We start from the raw sequence: 16,761 nt of genomic DNA on the forward strand, positions 1-16,761 counted from the left end.
ACTGAGACCGGTAGCTGCGCGCGAAATGGGCCGCGCTCGAGAAGCCGCAGGCCGTGGCGACCTCCCCGATCCTGAGCGGGCTCTGGCGCAGCAGGCGACGGCCATGGGCGAGGCGGATGGCCCTGTACTGGGTCGAGAAGCTCAGCCCGAGCTTCTCGAGGAACAGCCGGTCGAGGTGACGCGGGCTGATCGAGACCAGTCGCGCCATGGCCTGCCGGCCGAGCGGCGCCTCCACCGTCTTCTCCATCGTTTCGAGCACCGCCAGCAGGGCCGGATGTCGGATCCCGTACCGCTCCACCGCGGAGGCCCGTTGCGGGTCGTCGGCGGCGCCGATTGCGGTGTGGAGGAACCAGTCGGAGACGCGGCGCGCGAAGGCTTCCCCCATGCGCTCGGCGATCAGGGCGTGGGCCATCTCCAAGGGGGCGACGCCGCCGCCGCAGGTCAGGCGATCGCCGTCGGTGACGTAGCGCGCCCGGGTCAGACGCGCGTCCGGGAAGGTCTCGACCGTGGCGCCGGCATATTCCCAGTGGAGCGTGAACGCGCGATCGGCCAGCAATCCCGCCGCGGCCATGAGGTAGGGACCGCCCGAGATGCCGCCGATGCAAACGCCGAGCCGGGCCATCCGCCGCAAGGTCGCGTGGATCTCCGGCCTGTCCCACCCGCTCGGCTCGCCGCCCGCGCAGACGAAGAGCGTGTGGAGATGGCCGCGCAGGCGCGGCAGCGCCTCGACGGGGACCTCCGTGCCCGATGAGGCGGCCACGCGGCCCGCTGCCTCGCCGAAATAGCGCAGCCGGTAGAGTTGCCGCCCGGCGAGATCGTTGGCCGCGCGGAACGGCTCGCAGGCCGAGGCGAAGGACATCAGCGCGAAGCCGGGCACGAGGATGAAGCCGATCTCCTGCGGCCAATCCCCGGTCTCTGCATACATTCCGCCCGCGCCCTCCGCTGTCCGATGGCTCAATCGTGCAAGAAACCGTCCGTATCGGTCAAACGCGACGCCGGACATGCATCATTCTGTGTGCCGTCCACCCGTGCCGCGCGAGACCGCCTCCGGATGCCCCGACCTGTCGATCTGTCCCCGTCCGGCGATGCGGCGGCCCCAGGCCCCGGCGCCGGGCCGGAGCGTCGGCGATGAGCCGCCGGTTCGATGTCGCCGTCCTGGGACTCGGCGCGATGGGCAGCGCCGCGCTCTACCAGGTGGCGAAGCGGGGCGCCGCGGTGGTCGGGCTCGACCGCTTCGCGCCGCCCCACGCGCTCGGGTCCAGCCACGGCGAGACGCGGATCACCCGTCAGGCGGTCGGTGAGGGCGCCGACTACGTCCCCTTCGTCACCGCCTCGCACCGCATCTGGCGCGAGCTGGAGGCCGAGACGGGCAAGACCCTGCTGAACGCCTGCGGGGCCCTCGTCATGGCGCCGGGCCACGGCGTCTCCTCGCATCACGGCAAGCCCGACTTCGTCGGACGCTCCATCAGCGCCGCGGAGGGCGCCGGCATCGCCCACGAGGTGCTCGACGGTGCGGAAGTGTCCCGCCGGTTCCCGCAGTTCCTGAACCTCGCGGGTGACGAGAAGGCCTATTACGAGCCGGGCGGCGGCTACGTGTTTCCGGAGCGCTGTCTCGCGGCGCAGCTCGGCCGCGCGGGCGCCGCGGGTGCCGAGATCCGCACCAATTGCGAGGTGGTCGGGCTGCGGCAGGACGGGAGCGGCGTTCGCATCGACACGGCGGAGGGGACCATCCTGGCCGACCGCGCCGTGGTGGCCGCCGGCGCCTGGACGGCGCCGCTGCTCGGGAGCCCGTTCGACCGGCTGCTGACCATCCGCCGTCAGCTCCTGCACTGGTACGCGCTGGCGGATGAGGCCGCCTACGGACCGCATTCGCCGGTCTTCATCTGGATGTACGGGACGAGCGACACGGAATACTTCTACGGCTTCCCACCGCTCGACGGCTCCATCAAGGTCGCGACGGAGCAGTACAGCACCACCACCACCGCCGACGGGGTGGAGCGTCGCGTCGATCCGTCCGAATCCGTCGACATGTACAGGCTGCGCGTCGCGAACCGGCTGGCCGGCGCGACCCCGGAGGTCGTCCGGGCCGCGGCCTGCGTCTACACGGTGACGCCCGACCGCGGCTTCATCATCGACCGGCATCCCGCGATGAGCCGGGTCCTGGTGGTCTCCGCCTGTTCGGGGCACGGCTTCAAGCACTCGGCCGGCATCGGCGAGGCCGTTGCGGCGGACCTGGCCGGGACCGGCGGCACGGTCGATCTCAGGCCCTTCGCACTGGCACGTTTCAGTTGATGTGTTGGCCGATGGCTCGTGGATTGCTTGAAACCATGTCAAGATCGGCCGACCCGAGCAGGAAAGATCCGATGCAACTCACGATCCGCACCCTTCTGACCACCGGTGCGATGATGGCGCTCGCGGCGTTCTCGTCCGTCACGCTGCCCGGCCGGGCCACGGCCGCCGACGGCGTCGACGCGATCAAGAAGCGCGGGACGCTGATCGTCGGCGTGAAGGCGGACTACAAGCCGTTCGGCTTCCGCGACCCGAGCGGGACGATCATCGGCCTCGAGCCCGATCTCGCCGCCGACCTCGCCAAGAGGTTGGGCGTGAAGCTCGAACTCGTGCCGGTCGTCTCGGCCAACCGGATCGAGTTCCTGCAGCAGGGCAAGGTCGATCTGCTGATCGCCACCCTCTCGGACAAGCCCGAGCGCCGCCGCGTCGTCCAGGCGATCGACCCGAACTACTATTCCGACTTCGTGAACGTCCTGCTCCCCAAGAATTCGGGCATCACCGACTGGGCGCAACTGAAGGGCAAGCCGCTCTGCGCCACCTCGGGGGCCTGGTACAACAAGGACGTCGCGCGGACCTACGGGGCGGAGATCGTCGCCTTCGACGGATCCGAGAAGCCGCTCTTCGCGCTCAAGCAGGGCAACTGCATCGGCTACGTCTACGACCAGAGCATGCTGCAGGGTAAGCTGCTCGACGACGACTGGAAGACCGATTACGCGCTGCCGCTCAAGGGCATCCTCGATGCCCCGTGGATGATGGCGGTGGCGCAGGGCAACACCACGCTCCAGACCGCCGTCGCGGACGCCACCAAGGACTGGATGAAGACCGGCTTCATCGTCGACGAGGAGAAGAAGTGGGGCATCGAGCCGACCGCTTACTCGAAGGCGATGTACGAGAAGTACAAGAACGCGACCAACTGATGCGGTCCTGCAGAACGGCTCCGGGCGTTCGCCCGCGATGATCGCCACGATTCAGGCGTGGTTCCAGCAGCTCTACGAGACCGCGGGCTTCAACTTCACGGTCTTCTACGATCCCTACGACTGGGACCGGTACGTGGCCGGCCTGCGGATGACGCTGCTGCTCGGGATCAGCACGATCCTGGCCAGCCTCGTCATCGGTGCCGTCGGCGCGCTCCTGCAGAGCGGGCCGTCGCGCTTCCTGCGGGCGCTGGTCAACGGCTTCGTGGTCGTGTTCCGCAACACGCCGCCGCTCGTGCAGATCTTCTTCTTCTATTTCGGGCTCGGGACGCTGCTCCCGGACATCCGCTCGGCGGACGGCCTGCGCGCGCCGATCCTCAACAACGTCCAGTGGGCGATCATCTCGCTGTCGCTGTTCGCGGGGGCGTTCAACGTCGAGATCTTCCGCTCCGGCATCGAGGCCGTGCCCCGGACCACGATCGAGGCCGCCGAGGCCCTGGGCTACACCCGCTTCAAGGCCTACCGGCACGTCGTCCTGCCGCTGGCGCTGCGCGTCTGCCTGCCGGCCTTGAACAACAACCTCATCAACCTCCTGAAGACCACGACGCTGGCCTACGCCATCGCGGTCCCGGAGACCCTGTACGCGGTCAAGCAGATCTGGTCCGAGTCGCAGAACGTCCTCGAGATGATGCTCGTGCTGCTGGCGACCTACGCGGTCCTCGTCGGCGTGCTCGTCTGGATCATGCACCGCTGGGAGCGCGCCCTGCGCATTCCGGGATACGGCCGATGAGCGCCCCGGATCCGCACGGCCGGGATGCGCGCGGCCCGGGCGAAGCGCGCCCGGGGGCTCTGCCGGTCCTGCTGCCCTTCGCGCTTCGCAAGGACCGCCCGGCGGCGCGCCTGCGCCCGGCCCACCTCTGGCTGCTCACAGGGCTCGCCCTCGTCGCCGTCCCGGCCTGGGCGCAGGGCGGGGCCGCCGCGCTGTCCCCGCTTGCGGTCGTGATCAAGTGGGCGCCCCTCCTGCTCACGGGCTTCGCCTTCAATGTCGCGATCTCGCTGATGGCGATGGCGATCGGGACGGTGGCCGGCATCGGGCTCGGGCTGGCCATGCTGGCGGAGGGGCGGATCCTGCCCCGCCTCGCGTGGTGCGCCACGCAGGTCTTCCGCAACGTGCCCTGGCTGGTGCTGCTGTTCTTCGTGATGTTCCTGGTGCCGTTCCAGGTCACGGTGTTCGGCATCCGCGTGCCGCTGCCCGACTGGGTGAAGGCGACCTTCGGCTTCAGCCTGCCGGTCATGGCCAACGTCGCCGAGATCGTCCGCGGCGCGGTGCGCTCGGTGCCGAACACCCAGTGGGAGGCCGCCGAGTCCCTGGCCTTCACCCGGCGGCAGACGCTGTGGCGGATCATCCTGCCCCAGTGCGCGAAGCGGATGCTGCCGCCCTGGATGAACGTCTACGCGCTCATCGCGATGGCGACCGTCCAGGCCTCCATCGTCGGCGTCACCGAGATGCTGACGCTGACCGCGCAGGTGCACGCCGCCGAGGGCGGCCGCCCCGAGCTGTTCGCCCCGCTCTACGGCTTCGCGCTGCTGTGCTTCTTCCTCTACTGCTACCCCATCGACCGGTTCACCGCCGCCCTGGAACGCCGCTTCGAGACCCGCTGAGACCATGACGCGCGCGACCCCGGCCGCCACCCCGTCCCCGAGCTGGACCCCCGATCAGCCGATCGTCCGCGTCGTCGACGTGCACAAGTCCTTCGGGACGTTCGAGGTGCTGAAGGGGATCAGCTTCGATGTCCGCAAGGGCGAGGTCGTCTGCATCATCGGCCCCTCGGGCTCGGGCAAGTCGACGCTGATCCGCTGCATCAACGCCCTGGTGCCGGTCAGCGCGGGCTCGATCGAGGTCGAGGGGATCGAGGTGACCGATCCCCGGCTCGACAAGCTGGCGCTGCGCCGCAAGGTCGGCATGGTGTTCCAGCAGTACAACCTGTTCCCGCACAAGACCGCGCTGCAGAACGTGATGATGGCCCCCATCCACGTCCTCGGGCAGGAGAGGCGCGCGGTCGAGGCCCGGGGGCGGGCGCTGCTCGCCAAGGTCCGGCTGGCCGGCAAGGAGAACGCCTATCCCGGCGAGCTGTCCGGCGGCCAGCAGCAGCGCGTGGCCATCGCCCGTTCGCTGGCGATGCGGCCCGACGTGATGCTGTTCGACGAGGTGACCGCCGCCCTCGATCCGGAGACGGTCAAGGAGGTGCTGGTGACGATCCGGGAACTCGCCGAGGAGGGCATGACCTGCATGCTCGTCACGCACGAGATGAATTTCGCCCGCGACGTCGCCGACCACATCTACTTCACCGACCGCGGCGTCATCGTCGAGCACGGGCCGCCCGCGACCTTCTTCGCCTCCGCCCGGGACGAGCGCACGCGCCGGTTCCTCTCGCAGGTGCTTTGACTCTCCTTTCGCACAACCTCCCCACGCAGCAGGATCGTCCCTGCGCCGAGGAAGCCGATACCGGAGACGACGTGAGCGGCGATGCGGGAGGGGTCGAGGACGACGTTCTCGGCGCCGAGCACGTCGCTGAAGCCGAATGCCGAAGCGATGACGATCAGGCAGGCGCCGACGCCCACCAGCCTGTGGGTCCGCAGGCCGGCCGGCCAGAGCAGGCGCGCGCGCAAGACACCGATCGAGCCGCCGGGGATTGCGGCCAGGACGAGACGCGTGACGATCTCAGGATCACCGATCACTCTGTGTCGGCGATGGGTTGATCGCCTCAGTCCTCACCCGTGTGGCGGCCAGTGTCGCGGCGCGCCCCGCGGCTGCGTAGAGGTTGAGGCGCGCGTACACACCAAAGCTTGAGCCGTTGTCCAGGAAGCCGCCGCCGGGTCCCTGGGTCTCGGTCAGGATCGCGTTCGCTTCGGCAAGTGTGATCGCGGGGAAGGCCGCGGTCAGGAGATGGCCGGCCTCCGGCGCGAGGGTGCCGACATCCTCCTTCAGGTCGGCGGTGCTCCGGTGCACGACCGGCAGACCGTAGGTCTGGGTCGCGCTGTAGAGGGCCTCGTTGGCTGCAGGGTCCTTGAAGCGCCCGCTGTCGGCTGCGGCGCAGGTCGCGATGGTGTCGCCGCAGGCGCCACTCAGATACGCGTGGAGATCGGCCCGCGCCGCCTTCAGGGCTGCGGTATAATCGGTGATGACGATGTCCTTGCCCGATCCATGGCTCATCTCGTTGAGGACGGCGGGGTTCTTGCGGGTCTGCCCGACATAGGCCGGATCGTTGGCGAGCAGATGGGCGACGGCGTGCAGGGCAGTCGCCCGCCCCCCGAGCACGTCCATCGCGTAGTGCGCCCCGACGACGATGCGGTCGTTGCCGTATTCGGCGGCTCGGGCGATCATCTGCTGATAGCGTTCGGGCACCAGGATCGCGAGGACCACCGCCTCGGTGTAGCCATAGGTGGTGTGGCCGCTCGGGTACGAGGGACTGTCGAACAGGTTCTGGTTGGGTCCGCGCAGCCAATCCAGGCTGTGCGAGGGACGGCCGAAATAATCCTCGCTGCGGAAGGCGATCAGGCGCGGCTCGGTCTGGAACGGACGGGAATTGCCATAGGCGTCGGCTCCCCGGCTGCCAGCCGGACGCCCATAGGTCTTACCGAACACATCGATGACGCCGCCGTGGGCGGACAGGATTGCAGCCGCAGCCTCCGACACCGGCGTTTTGCCGTTCGTTGTCGCGTTAGCGAAGAAATATTTGCCCGCGTTCGAGTCGGATTTGGCGATGTTGTTCGTATATCCGATAAAGTCGGCGACCGATTGCGCCACGCTCGTAAATGTCTGAAAATCCTTGTACTGGGCCCGCTCCTGATATGCGGCCCCGAGTTTCGATCCGAGGCCATCGGCGAGTTGGGTGGCGTTGCCGTCGGTGATGAAACTGTCGCGCAGCGCAAATTTCTGCTGCTCCGGGAACGACATGAGGAGTGGCTGAGCGAGAGCGCCGCTCTGAATGTCGCCGGTGATCTTCAGGTTCGCGTCCAGCGCCGCCTTGCCTTCGGGCGAGTTGGGTAACGCGGCAACCGGCGCGAGCCCGGTCAGCGCGGCGATGTTGGGCGGAGATTGCGCCTGCGCGCATGGCGGGACAAGCGTCAGGACGACGATGAGGACGTGTTCGGCAAGTCTGCTCATGGGATGAGCATAGCGCTCTTGGATCTGCGGCGGATAGGGGTGCGTGCGCGCCGTCCGCGAACCCTCCAGAGAGATCGGCCTTCACCAAGCCAGACATGCCGCGCCCATGGCAATGGCGAGGCAGGAGGTGATCCGACGTGCGCTCAGCCGCTCCTTGAGGAACACGCGCCCGATGATGGCGGCGTAGACCACGCTGGTCTCGCGCAGCGCCGACACCACGCCCATCGCGCCGTCCTGCATGGCCCAGATGACGATACCATAGGCGAGGAGCGAGACGAGGCCGCCGGTCAGCGCCATCACCGTCTGCGCCCTGGTGTAGGCCGGTGGTCGTCCACGCATCGCGTAGAATATCGGGGGCATGGTGATGCTCCACAGCAGGAACATGCTGTTCGTGTAGGCGACGCTGCTCCCGGACAACCGTACGCCGATCCCGTCAACGACCGTGTAGGCCCCGATCAACACGCCCGTGGTGAGGGCGGTGGGCAGGAAGTCGGCCGTGAGTCCTTTGCCCTGGAAGGCCAGGGAGATGATGCCCAGTGAGACCAGCAGGATACCGAGGGCGGAGACGATGTTGATGGCTTCGTGAGCGAAGATCATCGCGCCCAGGGCGACCAGAACGGGCGAGGACCCGCGTGAGATGGGATATGTCTGGCCGAGATCGCCGACACGATAGGTCCGCACGAGGGACAGGTTGTAGCCGGTGTGGATGACGGCCGAGGCGATCACGTAGGGCCAGCTCGCCGCATTGGGCCACGGTACGAACATCGCCGCGGTTGCGGTGACGCAAGTGACCGCGACCATCATCAGCGTCATGGACCAGAGCCGGTCGCCGCCGCCGCGGAGCACCGCGTTCCAACCGGCATGCAGGATCGCGGCGCACATCACGCAAGCGAGGACGAACGGACTCATGGAGGCGCCTCAGGTGTGTCGGTGCGGCGCCGGCTGGTGGTGATCAGCGGGGTCGAGGCTGCCGAACGGCCGCTCTCTCGGCGCGATGCGGTGATCGGGCGAGCATGATCGAAACGACGGCCAGCGCGGTCACGGCGGCTGCCGCTGAAGCCCGTATCGGTCGGGCCGCGTCACCCAGCCGGCCGGAGAGCGGAGGGCTCGCGCGCGCGCTGCCGCCGAGGGTGCAGGTGCAGGCCGTGGTTGGTGCCGGTCGCCACCGGCGTCCGCGATGCGTCCCGGGACGGCGCAACAGCGCCTGACGCCGTAAGCTGTGGTGGGAGCGTCATCCGGCTTCCTGCATCGTTCGCGCACAGGATGCCGTCCCCTGGCGAGCCCGGCAAACGACTTATGCTGACGCTCGTGTGAGGAAATCTGACACATCGTGCCGATCACGCATCGACGAGTGATGCGTCCGGAAAGCCGTGAGCAGAAACGTCCCAGCCTCCTGAAGCGGCCTTTCATCACTCGGACCGCAGGTCTCAGGGCAGGCGAACGCAATGCACGCGGATCCTCGGCCGCTATCGGGATGTGCCACGCTTCGAGACGCCGCTTCGGCCGGCCCTCAGGCCTTGATCCGCAGCCCGGTCGCCTGATCGAAGATGTGGAGATGCGCGGCAGGGAACGCGACCTGGATGGTGTCGCTCACGGCAGCGCCATTCGCGGTCTTGAGGGTCAGTGAGGCGTCACCCGGACGTCCCGCATGCACCAGCATCTCGGACCCGAGGTGCTCCACGACCTCGACCGGCCATGTCATGCCCGATGCGTCGGGTCTGACATGTTCCGGCCGGATGCCCAGAATCACCGGGTGACCGTCGGGCCGGTCAAACCGCCGGAGTCCGAGGTCGATGTCGGTGTCCGCCACGCGCACCATCGTCCCGTTGCGGCCGAGGATACCGGGCAGCAGGTTCATCGCCGGCGAGCCGATGAAGCCCGCCACGTAGGTATCGGCGGGGCGCTCGAACACCTCCGTCGGCGTCGCCAGTTGCACCGGCACGCCCTGGTGCATCACGAGCAGTCGGTCGCCCAGCGTCATCGCCTCGACCTGATCGTGCGTGACGTAGAGGCTCGTCACCTTCAGCCGCCGCTGGAGGCGGCGGATCTCGCCGCGCATCTGCACCCGGAGCTTGGCGTCGAGGTTGGACAGGGGCTCGTCGAACAGGAACAGCTTCGGGTCGCGGACGATGGCGCGCCCCATGGCGACCCGCTGGCGCTGGCCGCCGGACAGCTGGCGCGGCTTGCGCTCGAGGAGCGCCTCCAGGCCCAGGAGGGCCGAGGCCGCATCGACCTTTGCCCGGATCTCGGATCGCGGAAGGCCGCGGATCTTCAGCCCGTAGGCCATATTCTCGAACACGCTCATGTGCGGGTACAGGGCGTAGTTCTGGAAAACCATGGCGACGTCGCGCGCCGACGGGTCGAGATCCGTGACGTCGCGTCCGTCGATCAGGACCCGCCCGGAGGTGGGCGTCTCGAGGCCCGCCACGATGCGCAGCAGAGTGGATTTCCCGCAGCCCGACGCACCGACGATCACCAGCATCTCGCCGTCCGCCAGGGCGAGGTCGACGCCCTTCAGGATCTCGGTGCTCCCGAAACTCTTGCGCAGGCCGTCGAGCCTCAGGCCCGCCATCACTTGTCGCCCTCCGTCAGGCCCTTCACGAACCAGCGTTGCATGAGGAGCACCACCGCTACGGGGGGGATCAGCGCCAGCACCGCCGTCGCCATGACCTTGTTCCATTCGGTCGCGGTGTCGACGCCGATCATCTTGACGATGCTGATCACCACCGTGTCGAGCTTCGGATCGGTCGCGACGAGCAGCGGCCACAGGTACTGATTCCAGCCGTAGACGAACAGGATCACGAACAGCGCCGCGATGTTGGCGCCCGAGACCGGGATCAGGATGTCCCGCAGGAAGCGCAGGGGCCCGGCCCCGTCGATCCGCGCCGCCTCGACGAGTTCGTCCGGAACGGCGAGGAAGGTCTGCCGAAAGAGCAGCGTCGCCGTCGCGGAGGCGATGAGGGGAATCGTCAGGCCCGTGAAGCTGTTGATGAGATCGAGGGAGGACATGACCTGGAAGGTCGGGATCAGCCGCACCTCGACCGGCAGCATCAGGGTCAGGAAGATCAGCCAGAAGGCCGCCATGCGGAAGGGGAAGCGAAAGAAGGTGACCGCATAGGCCGAGGGCAGCGACAGGGCGATCTTGCCGAAGGCGATGGCGAGCGCCATCCCGGCCGAGACGAGCAGGGCGCGCCAGACCGGCCCGGCCCCCGCCGACCCGTTCACCAGCACGTCGCGGTAGACGCCGAGGCCGGAGAGGTTCGGCACGAGGGAGACCTCGCCGCGGGCGATCACGGCCGAATCCTGGGTCGAGCCCGCGATCGCGATCCAGATCGGCAGAGCGAAGAGCAGGATCGCCAGGATCAGGACGGCGTGGGGGATCAGATGGAGCGTCTTCCGGCGCATCAGGTGGCCGCCTTCCGCCCGAGGAACCGGAACTGCAAGGCGCAGAGCACGATGACGCCGGCCATCAGCACCACGGATTGCGCCGAGGACGAGCCGACATTCGCGTTGACGACGCCGTCGAGATAGACCTTGAGGACGAGCGTCTGGGTCGATTGCCCCGGCCCTCCGCCGTTCACCGCATAGACCGTCGCGAAGGTGTCGAAGGCTGCGTAGACGAGATCGACGACGAGCAGGAAATAGACCGTCGGCATCAGCAGCGGGAGGAGGATGGTGCGGAACCGGCGGAAGCCCCGGGCGCCGTCGATGCGGGCCGCCTCGATGATCGTCTTCGGGATCGCCTGGAGACCCGCCAGGAAGAAGATGAAGTTGTAGCTGATCTGCTTCCAGGCGGCGGCCAGGATCACGAGCGCCATGGCCTGCGTGCCATCGAGCTTGTAGTCCCAGGCGATTCCGATCCGGTTCAGCCATGCCCCGACGAGGCCGATCTGCGGGTGGAACATGAGCACCCACAGCACCGCCGCCATGGCGGGCGCCACCGCGTAGGGCCAGATCAGCATCGTGCGGTAGAAGGCGCGGCCCCGGATCTCGGTATCCGCCAGGACCGCGAGCACCAACGCCACACCCATCGATGCGGCGGTCACGCACGCGCAGAACACCGCCGTCCGCCCGATCGCCGCGAGGTAGAGCGGATCGGCGAACAGGTCGGCGAAGTTGTCGAGGCCTACGAACTCCGTGCTGGTGCCGAAGGCGTCCTCGCGCTCCAGGCTCGACTTGATCGCCTGGATGGCCGGCCACAGGAAGAAGACCACCGTCAGCACGAGCTGCGGCATGATCAGCAGAGCCGGCAGCAAGCGGCCCGGGAACAGCGTCCGTCGTTCCATATCTGACGCGCCTTCCGCCGATCCGCCGCGTCAGCCGCGCGCGGATTTCTGGAAGTCGCGCAGGACGCGGTTCCCGCGCGCGGCGGCGCTGTCCAACGCGGCTTGCGCGGCCTGCTGACCCTGGAGTGCCTTCTCGATCTCCTCGTAGAGGATCGCGCGGATCTCCGGCAGACGGCCGAGGCGCAGCCCCCGCGAATTCGCGGTCAGGTCCCCGCGGGAGAGCTGCCGCGCCGGCACATCGGTCCCGGGATTCCGGTCGAAATAGCCCGACCGCCTCGTGGCCTCGTAGCCCGCGAGCGTCACCGGGACGTAGCCGGTGTTCTGGGCATAGAGGGCGACCTGCTCGGGCTTCGCGATGAAGGCATAGAAGGCCGCGACGCCCTTGTACTCGGCCTCGGAGCGCTTCGGCGCCGTCATCGCCCACAGGCTGGCGCCGCCGATGATGGAGTTGTTCGGGCGCGGGTTCAGGGCCGGCTCCGTCGGGAGGAAGGCCTCGGCGTAACGGAACTTGGCGTTCTTGACGATGTCGGCGCGGCCCGAGGACGAGCCGAACCCGATCGCGGCCTGGCCGGAGTAGAAGATCGCGTCGGGGGCACCGTCGCGGCCGGCATACTTGAAGGCGCCGTCCTTCGACAGGTCCAGGAAGCGCTGCAGCTGCTCGACGAACGGCTTGGTGTTGATGAGCAGTTCCGCGCCGAGGCCGTCATAGCCGTCGTTCTCGGTGGCATAGGCGAGGTTCTGGATCGCGGCGTATTCCTCGAACTGGATCCAGGTCATCCAGGCCGACGTGCTGGCGATGGGCGTCGGCGCCTTCGACGCGAGGGTGCGGGCCGCCTTCGCGAACTCGTCGTAGGTGGCCGGCGGCTTGTCCGGGTCGAGCCCCGCCTTCTCGAAGGCGTCGCGGTTGTACCACATGACCGCCGTCGAGGAGTTGAACGGCATCGAGGCGAGCTTGCCGTCCGGCAGGCTGTAATAACCGCGCACGCCGGGGATGTAGGCCTTGGGATCGAGACCGAGCCCGGTCTCGTCCGCGAGCTTCCAGGCCGGCTTGATGGCGGGGCCGGCCTGCAGCATCGTGCCCGTGCCGACCTCGAAGATCTGGACGATGTGCGGCGCCTTGCCCGCGCGGTAGGCGGCGATCGCCGCCGTCAGCGTCTCGGGATAGCTGCCCTTGTACACCGCCTCCAGCGTCACCTCGGACTGGCTCGCGTTGAAGTCGCGCGTCAGCCGATCGACCTCCTCGCCGTTCGCGCCCGACATCGCGTGCCAGAGCACGATGGGCGTCCTGTCCCCGGCCACGGCAGAGGCCGGCGGGCGAAGCGCAGACCATGCGGCGAGACCGCCGACGCCGGCCAACAGGACGCGACGATCCATCCAGAATCCTCCCTGCGGCGGGATCGACGCGCCCGTTGACGTCGGGCTTTGGACGAGATCCCGCGAAAGCACCTGCGTCCGAGGACGCGATACTCGTCCTTCCATCATGCACGGACCCGACGGCGTAATAAAGCAGCCCGCGAAAAGGCTCTGTGGCTCGACCCCCGCCTCGAAACGAAAACTCCGTTCAATCGATCCGCCAGCGTTGCGGTGCCGCTCCCGTCGGACATGGGTTCCCCATGACCGAGCGGCACGGGCAGCGTCGTCCCGCCGTGCGGGGCCGTCTCGGTATTCGAGGCGCGCGGTGCGGGGTTCTCGCGACGCAGCACGCCAGCTTCGGCACGCACGCTGAGTGGCCGAGCCAGGAGATGATCCGACGGTCTGCTTCCGCGCGAAATCCAAAGGAACCAGACATCGCCGTCGCACCCGCTCACGAACTTTGGCGGACACTCGGAGCAGTCCAATCGGCTGCCCCCCAAGGCGGAACGTATGCTGCGCCGGCGAAAGCAAAACCTCGTGTGGGGTGAACGCGAGGAAACACCCGCGGCTTGGTTGTGCTACAGGCACGTCATGCCCGCCAAGCACTCCCGCCACATCGCTCTGACCGGCCCGCGGGCCGAGTGGATCGACGCGCGAGTCGCGAAGGGCAAGTACACCTCGGTCCGCGACGTGATCCGCGCCGCGCGCCGCCTCCTGCCCGCGCAGGACGAAGGCCGGGGGGAGGTCAGCCCGGCCGCCCCGGGTCAGCCCGCGCAGCCGCATGAACGCGTCTAGGGTGCCGACGCGCGACCTCGCCTTCCTCGCAGGCGGCGGCGAGATGGGCGAGCGGATGCGTGGCCAAGACTGGGCAGCCACGCCGCTCGGGCCTCCGGAGACGTGGCCGCAGTCGCTGCGCTCCATGCTCGCGGCCTGCCTGAACTCGCCGATGCTCGGCACGATCCTGTGGGGGCCGGACCTCCGGATGCTCTACAACGACGCCTACATCCCCTCGATGGCCGAACGGCACCCGACGGCGCTCGGCCGTCCCGTCGCCGAGGTCTGGGGTTCGTCCTGGGAGCAGGTCGCCGCGCCGTTCTACCGTTGCATGCAGACCGGCGAGGGCTTTGCGCAAACGTGCGTCGAATTGCCGATGGTACGCCGGGGCAGGCGTGAGACGACGTACTGGAACTTCAGCGCCACCCCGATCCGCGGCGAGGACGGCAGCGTCGTCGGCCTGCTGAACCAAGGCGCGGAGATCACCGGGCAGGTCGTTGCCGACCGCCGCATGCGGGACGAGGCCGAGCGGCAGCGCAGGCTGTTCGAGCAGGCGCCGGGCTTCACGGCCATCCTGAGCGGCCCGGAACACGTCTTCACCTTCGTCAACGACGCCTACCTGCGCCTCGTGGGTCGGCGCGACCCGATCGGCAAGACGGTTCGCACGGCTCTGCCCGAGATCGCGGGGCAGGGCTTCTACGAGTTGCTCGACGGGGTCTTCGGCACGGGCGAGCGTTTCGTCGCGACGAGCGTGCCGATCCAGCTTCAACGTTCGGGACCGGTGCCCGAGCAACGCTTCGTCGATTTCATCTACGAGCCGATCACCGACGATGCCGGGACCGTCACCGGCATCTTCGTCCAAGGCTCCGACGTGACGGAGGCTCATGCGGCGCAACAGGCGCAGCGCGAAAGCGAGGAGTTCAACCGGCGTATCCTCGCCAGCAGCAACGACTGCATCAAGGTGCTCGACCTGGACGGCACCCTGAGCTTCATGAGCGACGGCGGCCAGCGCATCATGGAGGTCAGCGACTTCAACGCGATCCGAGGCTGCCCCTGGCCGGACTTCTGGGCGGGGCAGGGGAACGCGGACGCCAAGGCGGGCGTCGCGGCGGCGCGGGAGGGGCGCTCGGCCAATTTCCAGGGACCCGCCCCCACGATGGCGGGCACACCGAAATGGTGGGACGTGCAGATCACCCCGATCCTGGACGCCGAGGGACGGCCGGAGAAGATCCTGTCCGTCTCGCGCGACATCACGGCGATCCGGCTAGCCGAGGAGGGGCTGAGGCGCCTCAACGAGACCTTGGAACAGCGCGTCGAGGAGCGGACGCGCGAACGGGACCAAGTATGGCGCAACTCGCGCGACTTGCAGACGGTGGTGAACGCCCAGGGTACGATCCTGTCGGCCAACGGAGCCTGGACGACTATCCTGGGCTGGCCGATCAGCGAGGTGGTCGGCAAAAATCACCTTGCCTTCAACCATCCGGATCATCGCCCGGGTAGCTCGCAGGCCCTGGACAGAAGTTCGCTGGGCGAACTGCCCGCCTATGAAACACGCTGCCTGCATAAGGACGGGAGCGCACGCTGGATCTCGTGGGTCGCGGCCCCCGAGGGCGGCCTGATCTACGCCAGCGGCCGCAACATCACCGCGGAGAAAGAGGCGGCCGAGACCCTGCGCGCTACGGAGGCCGCTCTGCGGCAAGCGCAGAAGATGGAGGCGGTCGGGCAACTCACGGGCGGCTTGGCGCACGACTTCAACAACCTGCTGGCGGGGATCTGCGGCAGCTTGGAGATGATGCAGACCCGCATGAGCCAGGGCCGGCTCAACGATGTCGAGCGCTACATGGCGGCCGCCCAAGGCGCCTCGAAACGTGCCGCTGCCTTGACCCACCGCCTGCTCGCCTTCTCGCGCCGCCAGACCCTCGCCCCCAAGCCGACCAACGTGAACCGGCTGATCGCCGGCATGGAGGATCTGATCCGGCGCACGATCGGCCCGGCGATCCATTTGGAGACGGTCGGCGCGGCCGGTCTCTGGCCCGCGCTGGTGGACCCGTCGCAGCTTGAGAATGCCCTGCTCAATTTGTGCATCAACGCCCGCGACGCGATGCCGGACGGCGGGCGCATCACGATCGAGACCGCCAACAAGTGGCTGGATCGGCCAGCAGCCCGGAAGCACGCGATCCCCGAGGGTCAGTACCTCTCCCTGTGCGTGACCGACACCGGCACCGGCATGCCGCCGGAGGTGCTCGCCCGCGTGTTCGAGCCGTTCTTCACGACCAAGCCGATCGGGGAGGGCACCGGCCTCGGCCTGTCGATGATCTACGGGTTCGCCCAGCAGTCGGGCGGGCAGGTGCGGATCTACTCGGAGGTCGGCGCGGGCACGACCGTGTGCATCTACCTGCCGCGTCACCTCGGCGAGGGGGAGGTGGACGAGGATGCCGTGACGGCAACAGCGCTGCCCCGCGCCGAGCAGGGCGAGACGGTGCTCGTGGTCGATGACGAGCCGACCGTGCGCATGCTGGTCACCGATATCCTAGAGGACCTCGGGTACACCGCGATCGAGGCTGCCGACAGCGTGGCCGGGCTGAAGGTGCTGCAATCGGACGTGCGCATTGACCTGCTCGTGACCGACGTGGGTCTGCCCGGCGGCATGAATGGGCGGCAAATGGCGGATGCCGGCCGCGAGACCCGTCCCGACCTCAAGGTGCTGTTCATCACCGGCTACGCGGAGAACGCCCTGCTCGGCAATGGACATCTGGCACATGGCATGGCGGTGCTGACCAAGCCCTTTCCGGTCGAGGCAATGGCGGCCCGCATCCGCGAGATGATCGTGTCCTGACAGGGTGGGGCGGAAGGTCGTCCGATCACCCGGCGGGCTGCAAAGTTGTGGGTGTCCGCTCGGCCTTGGGGCCGAATGTCCTCAGGCAGGTCAGCGGGAACGCGCCTTTGCCGCGCGCTGCTCGACGTCGACGTCTCGGTC

14 protein-coding genes and 1 pseudogene are annotated in these 16,761 nt (G+C 68.3%); 7 read left to right on the forward strand and 8 right to left on the reverse strand.

All coding sequences use genetic code 11. The features are described from left to right. Positions 1 to 925: GlxA family transcriptional regulator (locus MKL01_RS35125; protein ID WP_243909785.1), on the reverse strand; the 925-nt coding region annotated here is incomplete at its 3' end. Between the two features lie 203 nt (positions 926 to 1,128). Here MKL01_RS35125 and solA point away from each other — a divergent pair. The 5 genes from solA (at position 1,129) to MKL01_RS35150 (ending at position 5,649) form a co-directional block, all read left to right on the forward strand. Further along, a complete protein-coding gene (solA, locus tag MKL01_RS35130; protein WP_243909786.1) occupies positions 1,129 to 2,292 on the forward strand; it encodes an N-methyl-L-tryptophan oxidase in 1,164 nt (387 codons plus the stop codon). 71 nt (positions 2,293 to 2,363) lie between these two features. After that, positions 2,364 to 3,206 (forward strand): transporter substrate-binding domain-containing protein, encoded by an 843-nt coding sequence (locus MKL01_RS35135; protein WP_243909787.1) that lies wholly within the window; start codon positions 2,364 to 2,366, stop codon positions 3,204 to 3,206. Between the two features lie 37 nt (positions 3,207 to 3,243). Further along, the gene (locus tag MKL01_RS35140; protein ID WP_243909788.1) at positions 3,244 to 3,993 is read left to right on the forward strand and encodes an amino acid ABC transporter permease; all 750 of its coding nucleotides are present in this window, start codon (positions 3,244 to 3,246) and stop codon (positions 3,991 to 3,993) included. Then, a complete protein-coding gene (locus tag MKL01_RS35145; protein ID WP_243909789.1) occupies positions 3,990 to 4,865 on the forward strand; it encodes an amino acid ABC transporter permease in 876 nt (291 codons plus the stop codon). Before MKL01_RS35140 ends, MKL01_RS35145 begins: the two co-directional genes overlap by 4 nt. Before the next feature lie 4 nt (positions 4,866 to 4,869). Next, positions 4,870 to 5,649: an amino acid ABC transporter ATP-binding protein gene (locus tag MKL01_RS35150; protein ID WP_279605092.1), complete on the forward strand. Its 780-nt coding sequence runs from the start codon at positions 4,870 to 4,872 to the stop codon at positions 5,647 to 5,649. 8 nt (positions 5,650 to 5,657) lie between these two features. On the opposite strand, the pseudogene MKL01_RS35155 reads toward MKL01_RS35150, so the two are convergent. The 7 genes and pseudogenes from MKL01_RS35155 to ugpB form a co-directional block, all read right to left on the reverse strand. After that, positions 5,658 to 5,924, reverse strand: a pseudogene (locus MKL01_RS35155) (MgtC/SapB family protein); the annotation flags it as partial. A 7-nt stretch (positions 5,925 to 5,931) separates the two neighbouring features. Beyond that, a complete protein-coding gene (locus MKL01_RS35160; protein WP_243909790.1) occupies positions 5,932 to 7,371 on the reverse strand; it encodes a phosphatase PAP2 family protein in 1,440 nt (479 codons plus the stop codon). Positions 7,372 to 7,452: 81 nt separating this feature from the next. Then, entirely contained in the window at positions 7,453 to 8,280 is an 828-nt protein-coding gene (locus MKL01_RS35165; protein WP_243909791.1) for an EamA family transporter, read from the reverse strand. A 601-nt stretch (positions 8,281 to 8,881) separates the two neighbouring features. Further along, positions 8,882 to 9,943 (reverse strand): ABC transporter ATP-binding protein, encoded by a 1,062-nt coding sequence (locus tag MKL01_RS35170; RefSeq protein ID WP_243909792.1) that lies wholly within the window; start codon positions 9,941 to 9,943, stop codon positions 8,882 to 8,884. Further along, on the reverse strand, positions 9,943 to 10,776 hold the full coding sequence (ugpE, locus tag MKL01_RS35175; protein WP_243909793.1) for a sn-glycerol-3-phosphate ABC transporter permease UgpE: 834 nt from the start codon (positions 10,774 to 10,776) through the stop codon (positions 9,943 to 9,945). The genes MKL01_RS35170 and ugpE overlap by 1 nt, the downstream gene beginning before the upstream one ends. Beyond that, a complete protein-coding gene (locus MKL01_RS35180) occupies positions 10,776 to 11,657 on the reverse strand; it encodes an ABC transporter permease subunit (RefSeq protein ID WP_243909794.1) in 882 nt (293 codons plus the stop codon). The genes ugpE and MKL01_RS35180 overlap by 1 nt, the downstream gene beginning before the upstream one ends. Before the next feature lie 30 nt (positions 11,658 to 11,687). Continuing rightward, complete coding sequence (gene ugpB, locus MKL01_RS35185; RefSeq protein WP_243909795.1) at positions 11,688 to 13,031, reverse strand: sn-glycerol-3-phosphate ABC transporter substrate-binding protein UgpB; 1,344 nt, start codon at positions 13,029 to 13,031, stop codon at positions 11,688 to 11,690. A gap of 570 nt (positions 13,032 to 13,601) precedes the next feature. Between ugpB and MKL01_RS35190 the strand changes: the two genes are divergently transcribed. Together MKL01_RS35190 and MKL01_RS35195 are read left to right on the forward strand one after the other, a co-directional pair. Continuing rightward, entirely contained in the window at positions 13,602 to 13,805 is a 204-nt protein-coding gene (locus MKL01_RS35190; RefSeq protein WP_243909796.1) for a type II toxin-antitoxin system ParD family antitoxin, read from the forward strand. Further along, positions 13,792 to 16,620, forward strand: coding sequence for a PAS domain-containing sensor histidine kinase (locus MKL01_RS35195; protein ID WP_243909797.1), 2,829 nt, complete (start codon positions 13,792 to 13,794; stop codon positions 16,618 to 16,620). Before MKL01_RS35190 ends, MKL01_RS35195 begins: the two co-directional genes overlap by 14 nt. The last annotated feature ends 141 nt before the right edge of the window (positions 16,621 to 16,761 follow it).

The sequence above is a fragment of the Methylobacterium sp. J-070 genome, from assembly GCF_022829385.1.
Taxonomy (GTDB): domain Bacteria; phylum Pseudomonadota; class Alphaproteobacteria; order Rhizobiales; family Beijerinckiaceae; genus Methylobacterium.

Coding starts and splice junctions, on each gene's coding strand:
- solA (WP_243909786.1), top strand. CDS start 1,129: ATGAGCCGCCGGTTCGATGTCGCCGTCCTGGGACTCGGCGCGATGGGC.
- MKL01_RS35135 (WP_243909787.1), top strand. CDS start 2,364: ATGCAACTCACGATCCGCACCCTTCTGACCACCGGTGCGATGATGGCG.
- MKL01_RS35140 (WP_243909788.1), top strand. CDS start 3,244: ATGATCGCCACGATTCAGGCGTGGTTCCAGCAGCTCTACGAGACCGCG.
- MKL01_RS35145 (WP_243909789.1), top strand. CDS start 3,990: ATGAGCGCCCCGGATCCGCACGGCCGGGATGCGCGCGGCCCGGGCGAA.
- MKL01_RS35150 (WP_279605092.1), top strand. CDS start 4,870: ATGACGCGCGCGACCCCGGCCGCCACCCCGTCCCCGAGCTGGACCCCC.
- MKL01_RS35160 (WP_243909790.1), bottom strand. CDS start 7,371: ATGAGCAGACTTGCCGAACACGTCCTCATCGTCGTCCTGACGCTTGTC.
- MKL01_RS35165 (WP_243909791.1), bottom strand. CDS start 8,280: ATGAGTCCGTTCGTCCTCGCTTGCGTGATGTGCGCCGCGATCCTGCAT.
- MKL01_RS35170 (WP_243909792.1), bottom strand. CDS start 9,943: ATGGCGGGCCTGAGGCTCGACGGCCTGCGCAAGAGTTTCGGGAGCACC.
- ugpE (WP_243909793.1), bottom strand. CDS start 10,776: ATGCGCCGGAAGACGCTCCATCTGATCCCCCACGCCGTCCTGATCCTG.
- MKL01_RS35180 (WP_243909794.1), bottom strand. CDS start 11,657: ATGGAACGACGGACGCTGTTCCCGGGCCGCTTGCTGCCGGCTCTGCTG.
- ugpB (WP_243909795.1), bottom strand. CDS start 13,031: ATGGATCGTCGCGTCCTGTTGGCCGGCGTCGGCGGTCTCGCCGCATGG.
- MKL01_RS35190 (WP_243909796.1), top strand. CDS start 13,602: ATGCCCGCCAAGCACTCCCGCCACATCGCTCTGACCGGCCCGCGGGCC.
- MKL01_RS35195 (WP_243909797.1), top strand. CDS start 13,792: ATGAACGCGTCTAGGGTGCCGACGCGCGACCTCGCCTTCCTCGCAGGC.